Source organism: Leucobacter sp. OLIS6, from assembly GCF_002752355.1.
GTDB lineage: Bacteria > Actinomycetota > Actinomycetes > Actinomycetales > Microbacteriaceae > Leucobacter.
This window is the reverse complement of record NZ_MRAV01000005.1, coordinates 38,471-46,858: the sequence shown is the minus strand read 5'-3', so window position 1 is coordinate 46,858 and position 8,388 is coordinate 38,471. Positions and strand designations below refer to the sequence as shown.

Genomic DNA, 8,388 nt, shown 5'->3' with positions numbered 1-8,388 from the left:
CTATTGACTATAAGAGCCAGGGCGACTCCGGGGCGGGGCGGTCTCGCGCGAACGCGAGGCCGCCCCGCCCCTTTTTGCGTTCCCCGAGGCCTTCGTGCCAGGAACGCGCCGCTGCCGGTAGGGGCGGCCATCGCCGCCGGAGCGACCGCGGACCGTGCTGATATCCATGTTGCCGGGTCACTCTGTCTGCACGACGGCCGAAGGCCGGAGCAGGTGAAGGTGCGCTCGACCCGCGAAAGATGCGAGCATAGACGTGACTGGCGACGATGTGGTTCGCCGTGTGGAAGACAGGAAACAGATAGATCATGGCGAAGTATCGAGTTCAGAACCCCGCGACGGGGGAGATTGTCGAGACCTTCGAATCCGCGACCGATGCCCAGGTCGAGCAGCAGCTCGCCGCGGCGGACACCGCCTACCGCGAGTGGCGCGAGCGCAGCGTGCAGGAGCGCGCCGCCGTCGTGAAGCGCGTCGCCGAGATCTTCGCGGAGCGCCGCGAGGAGCTCGCCGAGATCATCGCCCTCGAGATGGGCAAGTCGATCGCCGAGAGCCTCGACGAGGTCGATTTCGCGACCGCGATCATCGACTACTACGCCGTCTACGGGCCCGGCCTCATCACCGACTACGAGATCCCCAGCACGATCCCCGGCAAGGCGGTCATGGAGCACCTGCCGCTCGGCGTGCTCCTCGGCGTCATGCCCTGGAACTTCCCCTACTACCAGGTGGCCCGTTTCGCAGCGCCGAACCTCGTGCTCGGCAACACCATCATCCTCAAGCACGCCGACATCTGCGCGAAGTCCAACCTCGTGATCCAGGAGATCATGGAGCAGGCCGGCGTGCCCGTCGGCGGCTACCAGGCGGCGTTCGTCTCGCACGAGCAGATCGCGACCATGATCGCCGACCCCCGGGTGCAGGGCGTCTCCCTCACCGGCTCCGAGCGCGCGGGCGCGATCATCGGCGCCCAGGCCGGCACGCACCTCAAGAAGTGCGTGCTCGAACTCGGCGGGATCGACCCCATGGTCGTGCTCGACTCCGACGACGTCGCGGGCGTCGCCAAGGCCGCGTGGGACTTCCGCACCTACAACGCGGGTCAGGTCTGCAACTCCAACAAGCGTCTCATCGTCATGGCCGACATCTACGACGAGTTCGTCGCCGAGCTCGTGAAGCTCGCCGAGGGCCTCACGCCCGGCGACCAGCTGAACCTGGGCGAGGGCGAATACGTGCCGCTCTCCACCCGTGCCGCGGCGGAGACCGTGAACGCGCAGGTGCAGCAGGCCGTGTCCGAGGGCGCACGGGTGCTCGCCGGCGGCGTGCTGTCCGAAGGACCCGCGGCGTACTACTCGCCGACCGTGCTCGTCGATGTGCCTCGCGAGTCCGACTCCTACCGCGAGGAGATCTTCGGACCCGTGGCGACCGTCTATAAGGTGCACAGCGACGAGGAAGCGCTCGAACTCGCGAACGATTGCGCGCTCGGCCTCGGCGGATCCGTCTTCTCGACCGACGAGGCCCGCGCTGCTCGCGTCGCCTCGAAGCTCGAGGTCGGCATGGCGCACGTCAACATCATCGCCGCCGAGGCGGCCGAGATCCCGTTCGGCGGTGTGAAGCGCTCCGGCTTCGGCCGCGAGATGGGGCCGGTCGGCATCGGCGAGTTCGCCAACAAGCGCCTCTACTTCGTCTCGGAGTAGCGCAGTACGACGGCCGCCCCTCGCCCACGCGAGGGGCGGCCGTTTCCCTCAGACGCCTCTCACCCCGAGGCCCCCGAGAAAGGACCCGCACCACCGATGTTCCGGAAGATCCTGGTCGCCAACCGCGGCGAAATCGCCATCCGCGCCTTCCGCGCGGCCTACGAGCTGGGCGCGAAGACCGTTGCCGTCTTCCCCTACGAGGACCGCAATTCGCTGCATCGGCTGAAGGCCGACGAGGCGTACCTCATCGGCACCGAGGGGCACCCCGTGCGGGCCTACCTCGACGTCGCCGAGATCGTGCGGGTCGCGAAGGAAGCGGGTTGCGACGCGATCTACCCGGGATACGGCTTCCTGTCGGAGAATCCCGAGCTGGCCGCGGCCGCGGAGACCGCAGGGATCCGGTTCATCGGCCCCGGCCGCCGCGCGCTCGAGATGGCCGGCAACAAGGTCGCGGCCAAGGAGCACGCGATCGCCGCGGGTGTGCCGGTGCTGCGTTCGACCCCGCCCTCGACCGACGTCGACGCGCTCATCGAGGGCGCGCGCGGCATCGGCTTCCCGGTGTTCGCGAAGGCCGTCGCGGGCGGCGGCGGCCGCGGCATGCGCCGGGTGGAGCGCGAGGAGGACCTGCGGGACGCCCTCGAGAGCGCGATGCGCGAGGCGGAGTCGGCGTTCGGCGATGCCACGATGTTCATCGAGCAGGCCGTGCTGCGCCCGCGTCACATCGAGGTGCAGGTGCTCGCCGACCGCACCGGCGCCACGGTGCACCTCTACGAGCGCGACTGCTCGGTGCAGCGCCGGCACCAGAAGGTCGTCGAGATCGCGCCGGCGCCCAACCTGCCGCAGGAGAAGCGCGACGCGCTCACCCGCGACGCCATCGCCTTCGCCGAGTCGATCGGCTACGAGAACGCCGGCACGGTCGAGTTCCTGCTCGACACCGAGGGGGAGCGCAGCGGCGAGCACGTGTTCATCGAGATGAACCCGCGCATCCAGGTCGAGCACACCGTCACCGAGGAGGTGACCGACGTCGACCTCGTGCAGGCGCAGATGCGGATCGCGGCCGGGGCGACGCTCGAGGAGCTCGGGCTCACGCAGGACCGGATCCAGCTGCGCGGCGCGGCCCTGCAGTGCCGCATCACGACCGAGGACCCCGCGAACGGCTTCCGTCCCGACCTCGGCCGCATCACGGCCTACCGCTCGCCGGGCGGCGGCGGGGTACGACTCGACGGCGGCACGATCAACCCGGGCGCGCACATCAGCCCCCACTTCGACTCCATGCTCGCGAAGCTCACCTGCCGCGGTCGCGACTTCGCGGGTGCGGTCGGCCGCGCCGAGCGCGCGCTCGCCGAGTTCCGGATCCGCGGCGTCGCCACCAATATCCCGTTCCTGCAGGCGGTGCTCGCCGACCCCGCGTTCCGTGCGGGCGACGTGTCGACCTCGTTCATCGAGGAACGACCCGAACTGCTGACGCTCAACAAGCCGAAGGATCGCGCGACGCGCGTCCTCCAGTACCTCGCCGACGTGACGGTGAACCAGCCGAACGGCGCCCGCCCCGGCGCGATCGAGCCGCGGGTGAAGCTGCCGGTCGTCGATCTCGACGCGCCGGCGCCCGCGGGCTACCGCCAGCGCCTGCTCGAGCTCGGCCCCGAGGACTACGCGAAGAGCCTGCGCGAGCAGACCGCGCTTGCGGTGACCGAGACGACGTTCCGCGACGCCCACCAGAGCCTGCTCGCCACGCGCGTGCGCACTCGCGATCTGCTCGCGGTCGCCCCGCACGTCGCCCGGCTCACCCCGCAGCTGTGGTCGGTGGAAGCCTGGGGCGGCGCGACCTACGACGTCGCGCTCCGGTTCCTCGGGGAAGACCCGTGGGAGCGGCTCGCCGCCCTGCGCGAGGCCCTGCCGAACGTGCCGATCCAGATGCTGCTGCGCGGGCAGAACACCGTCGGCTACACCCCCTACCCCGAGTCCGTGGCCCGCGCGTTCGTGCGCGAGGCGGCGGCGACCGGGGTCGACGTGTTCCGCATCTTCGATGCGCTCAACGACGTGAAGCAGATGCGGGTCGCGATCGACGCGGTGCGCGAGTCCGGCACGGCCGTCGCAGAGGTCGCGATGGCTTACACGGGCAATCTGCTCGACCCGAACGAGGACAAGTACACGCTCGACTACTACCTCGGCCTCGCCGACGAGATCGTGGGCGCCGGCGCCCACGTGCTCGCGATCAAGGACATGGCGGGACTGCTGCGTCCCGCGGCCGCGGCGAAACTGGTCCGCGCCCTGCGCGAGCGATTCGACCTGCCGGTGCACCTGCACACCCACGACACCCCGGGCGGGCAGCTCGCGACGCTGCTCGCGGCGTCGGAGGCCGGCGTCGACGCGGTCGACGCCGCGTCGGCACCGATGTCGGGGACCACGAGCCAGCCGTCGCTCTCGGCGCTCGTCGCGGCGCTCGCCGACACCGAGCGCGACACCGGACTCTCGCAGGACGCCGTGTTCGCGCTCGAGCCCTACTGGGACGCGGTACGCACGCTCTACAAGCCCTTCGAATCGGGGCTGCCCTCGCCGACCGGCCGGGTCTACGCGCACGAGATCCCGGGCGGCCAGCTCTCGAACCTTCGCCAGCAGGCCATCGCGCTCGGCCTCTCGGAGAACTTCGAGAAGATCGAGGACATGTACGCGGCGGCCGACCGGATCCTCGGACGGATCCCGAAGGTCACGCCCTCGTCGAAGGTCGTCGGCGATCTCGCGCTGCACCTCGCGGCGGTCGACGCCGATCCCGCCGATTTCGAGCAGAACCCGCAGAGCTACGACGTGCCGGACTCGGTCGTGGGGTTCCTCGCAGGCGAGCTCGGCGAGATCCCCGGCGGCTGGCCGGAGCCCTTCCGGTCGAAGGTCCTCGCCGGGCGTCAGGTGCGTCCCGAGACCGCGAGCGTCTCGGCCGAGGACTCGGCACTGCTCGACGGCAGCAGCGCCGAGCGCCGCGACGCGCTCAACCGGCTGCTCTTCCCGCAACCGACCGCGCAGTTCCAGGCCGCCCGCGAGAGCTTCGGGGACCTGTCGATCCTCGACACCGGTGACTACCTGTACGGTCTCGACTCCGGCACCGAGCACGCGGTCGACCTCGCGAAGGGCGTCCGGCTCTACGTCGGTCTCGAGGCGATCGGCGATGCCGACGACAAGGGCGTGCGCACGGTCATGGTTCGGGTCAACGGCCAGCTGCGCCCCGTGTTTGTGAAGGACGAGCGGGTCGCCGTCTCGGCTCCGGTCGCCGAGAAGGCCGACCGGACCGTGCCGGGCCAGATCGCGGCGCCGTTCTCGGGCACCGTGACGGTGAAGGTCGCCGTCGGCGACCGCATCGAGGCCGGGCATCCGGTCGCGGTCATCGAAGCGATGAAGATGGAAGCGGCGATCACGGCACCCGTGACGGGAACCGTGTCGCGGATCGTGTTCTCGGGGGCGCGCTCCGTGGAGGCCGGCGATCTGATCGTCGTGATCGAATAGGCGGTTCCCGCCGGGAACCGAAGGACAAGGAGCACCGCATGAGGATTCTGATCGTCGGAGCGTCCGGGCACGTCGGCTCGGCAGCCGCGGCCGCGCTGCGCGAGAAGCACGAGGTCGTCGGCGTGAGCCGCAGCACCGAACCCGGCGTCGACCTGTCGGACGCGGCGTCGATCGAGCGGCTCTTCGCCGAGCTCGGCGAGTTCGACGCGGTCGTCTCGGCTTACGGCTCGGCGCCGTTCAAGCCGGCGCCCGACCTGACCCCGGAGGATCTGACCGCCGCGTTCGAGGGCAAGGTGCTGAGCCAGCTCAACCTCGTGCGTATCGGCCTCGCGCACGTGCGCGACGGCGGATCGTTCACCCTCACCACCGGGATCCTGGCGCGCGAGGCAGTGCCCACGGGCGCCGCGGCGGCGATGGCGAACGGGGCCGTCGAGTCGTTCGTGATCTCGGCGGCCGGTGAGCTGCCCCGAGGGATCCGCCTCAACGCGGTGAGCCCGACCGTGCTCGCGTCCGCGCCCGGCTACTTCGATGCCTTCCCCGGGTTCGAGCCGGTCTCGGACGAGCGGGTGGGCCAGGCGTTCGTGCGTTCGGTCGAGGGCATCTCGAACGGCCGGATCTACGCGCTGGACTGATCCCCGGTGCCTCGCTGCTCGGCGCCGAGCCGCGCAGCGAGGCCCGAGAGCGTCTCGCTCACCCCGCCCTCGACGCGCACGGAGGCGCGCGCGTCCGCCGCGGTGGGCCCGCGGTTGATCACGCCGATGGGGATCTCGCGCCGGGTCGCCCGGTGCACGAGGCGCACCCCGGTGTTCACCGCGAGCGACGAGCCCGCGATGAGCAGGCCCGCGGCATCGGTGAGCAGGGTCTCGGCCGCGGCGAAGACCTCGCGCGGCACGTGCTCGCCGAAGTAGACGACGTCGGGCCGCAGCATGCCGCCGCACGCGGGGCAGACGGGTACGACGACGCCCGCTACGCCCTCGACCTCCGCGTCGCCGTCCGGTGCGATCCGCGCACCGGCGTTCGCCTCGGCGAAGCCGGGGTTCGCGATGTCGAACCAGCCGAGCACCTCGGCGCGGCTCCAGCGGTGCCCGTGATCCACGCAGCGGATCGTCGCCCCGCTGCCGTGCAGTTCGACCACCTGCCGGGCGCCCGCGCGCTGGTGGAGCCCGTCGACGTTCTGCGTGGCGATCCCGGTGAGCATCCCGGCCGCCTCGAGCGCGGCCGCGGCACGGTGACCGTCGTTCGGCTCGACGTGCAGCGCATCGAAACCGACGCGGGCGCCGGCCCAGAAACGCCGACGGTACGACTCGTCGTGCAGGTACTGGTCGATGCGCATCGGGTTGCGCGGCGGGGAATCGGGCCCGCGGTAGTCGGGGATGCCCGAGTCGGTGCTGATCCCGGCACCGGTGAGCAGCAGCGCGGGGCCGTCGGCGAAGACGGAGGCGAGCGCGTCGAGGGCGAGCCGCGCGTCGGCGGGATCGGACGACGGGGTGAACCAGACGGTCATTCGGCGACTCCTTCGCTGCGCAGCTGCAGCCAGATGGTCAGCAGCGTATCCGGATCCTCGAGCGGGATCCCGTGCGTGCGTTCGGCGCGTCGCAGCCGGGCGCGCACGGTGTTCTCATGCACGCCGAGGTCGGCGGCGGTGCGCGCGACGTTCCCGAAGCGCTGGCACCAGGCCAGCAGGGTCTCGGCGACCGGTCGATCGGCGTCGACGAGCGCCCGGATCTGGGGGAACCGCAGCTCGGGCTCGGCCGCGAACAGCTCGGCGCTGCGCTCGAAGACCAGCAGCGGGCGCAGCCTCGTCGGAGTGAGCACACGGTCGGTCACGGACCAGTGCGCCGCGGTATCGAAGAGGCGATCGGCCACGGCGCGGTGCGGCGCGACCTCGACCGCGCGGTGCACGATCCCCGGGGCCGCGATGGCGGTGCCGGTGTCGAGCAGCCGGTCGAGGATCGGGAGCAGCGGCTCGGCGAGACGGATCGCCGAGTCCAGCCGGTCGCACGCGAACAGCGCGTAGACCCGCCCGCCGTGCGCCACGGTCACGACCTCGGGGCGGTGCACCGCGAGATGCCGCTGGACCGTCGTACGCAGTTGCGCGAGACGGGTCGGGTGGTCGAGCGCGGCCGCGCGACCGGCGGCGTCGCCGCGGCCGCCCGGCTCGAATCCGAGCAGCGCCGCGCCGCGCTCTTCGGGGATCCCGAGCTCGGCGAATTCGGATCCCACGACGCCGGACCCTGTGATGAGGGTGCGCAGGCGGTTCTCACGCGGAATCCGCCCCGCGTCGCGCACGCGGAGGTCGTTGAGCATGTGCGCTGCGGCGACGGCCGCCGCGCCGCGCACCCGCCGGATCTGCTCCTCGGTGATCGGGCCGTCGCCGGTGGGATCGATGGCCCAGACGGTGCCGAGCGGAAGCGCCCCGGCGCGGATCGCGGCGACGACGCGGGGGAGCTCCTCTCCCATCTGGGGGTACTTGAGGGGCAGGTCGGAACGGACCGCGGTGCGGTACTGGTCGTCGTTGAACGGGGAATCCGGGACGTGGCGCGCCAGGATCCCCTGGGTGCGGAACGGGTCGATGGCCTGCCCCGGGACCGAGGAGTAGGCGATGATCCGTCGGCCGAGGTCCTCGATCGCGACGGAGCCCCCGAAGAACTCCGCGAGCTCGTTCGCGAGCGCGAAGAGCGGCTCGGCCCCGCGGTCGAGGTGCGCGTCCTCGGTGTGGCGGTGCTCCCCGAGCTGCTGCGAGATGAGCGCCTCGAACAGGCGCCAGCCGACGCGCTCGTGCACGCGCAGGACCGGGATTCCGCTCGTCTCCGCGACGGCCGTGAGCGTCGCGACCTCGCCGTCGCGGCACTTGAGCGCGAGGGCCGCGTAGCGAGCCGCCGCAGCCGCGGTCGCGAGGGCGCTGAGGTCGGTCGTCGCGAGCGCGGAGCCCGAAGGGACCAGCAGGATCGCCCCCGGCTCGTCGGGGAGCTCGTCGAGCGCATCGTAGAACTCGGTGCCGAGCACCTCGCGGTCGGTATCGGCGGGGCCGAGCAGTTCCGCGCTCTGCGGGCCGAGCTGGGCGAGCAGTCCGCCGAGCGTCACCGCGATGTGCGGCTCGACGATCGGAACGGTTGGAGAAATCCCTGCATCCATGATGACAATCTATGCGATATCGACATGAATCTGCGAAGCCGGCGCCCGTAGGCTCGACCCATCGATCAGATAGGAG

Annotated in this window: 5 protein-coding genes; 3 read left to right on the top strand and 2 right to left on the bottom strand. The window is 71.4% G+C overall.

Features of this window, described 5'->3' with window-relative positions:
- The first annotated feature begins 305 nt into the window (after positions 1-305).
- From BMH31_RS03115 to BMH31_RS03105, 3 genes are all read left to right on the top strand, one after another.
- The gene (locus tag BMH31_RS03115; RefSeq protein ID WP_099723835.1) at positions 306-1,682 is read left to right on the top strand and encodes an NAD-dependent succinate-semialdehyde dehydrogenase; all 1,377 of its coding nucleotides are present in this window, start codon (positions 306-308) and stop codon (positions 1,680-1,682) included.
- Between the two features lie 96 nt (positions 1,683-1,778).
- Positions 1,779-5,177 carry a pyruvate carboxylase gene (locus BMH31_RS03110; RefSeq protein ID WP_099723836.1) on the top strand — a complete coding sequence of 1,133 codons (3,399 nt, stop codon included), beginning with the start codon at positions 1,779-1,781 and terminating at the stop codon, positions 5,175-5,177.
- Positions 5,178-5,215: 38 nt separating this feature from the next.
- Positions 5,216-5,809, top strand: coding sequence for a short chain dehydrogenase (locus BMH31_RS03105; RefSeq protein WP_099723837.1), 594 nt, complete (start codon positions 5,216-5,218; stop codon positions 5,807-5,809).
- On the opposite strand, the gene BMH31_RS03100 is transcribed toward BMH31_RS03105, so the two are convergent.
- Both BMH31_RS03100 and BMH31_RS03095 read right to left on the bottom strand, forming a co-directional pair.
- Positions 5,794-6,681, bottom strand: a complete 888-nt coding sequence (locus BMH31_RS03100; protein WP_099723838.1) for a Sir2 family NAD-dependent protein deacetylase — start codon at positions 6,679-6,681, stop codon at positions 5,794-5,796. The two genes, BMH31_RS03105 and BMH31_RS03100, sit on opposite strands and share 16 nt — an antisense overlap.
- Positions 6,678-8,312 (bottom strand): helix-turn-helix domain-containing protein, encoded by a 1,635-nt coding sequence (locus tag BMH31_RS03095; protein WP_099723839.1) that lies wholly within the window; start codon positions 8,310-8,312, stop codon positions 6,678-6,680. Before BMH31_RS03095 ends, BMH31_RS03100 begins: the two co-directional genes overlap by 4 nt.
- Between the last annotated feature and the right edge of the window lie 76 nt (positions 8,313-8,388).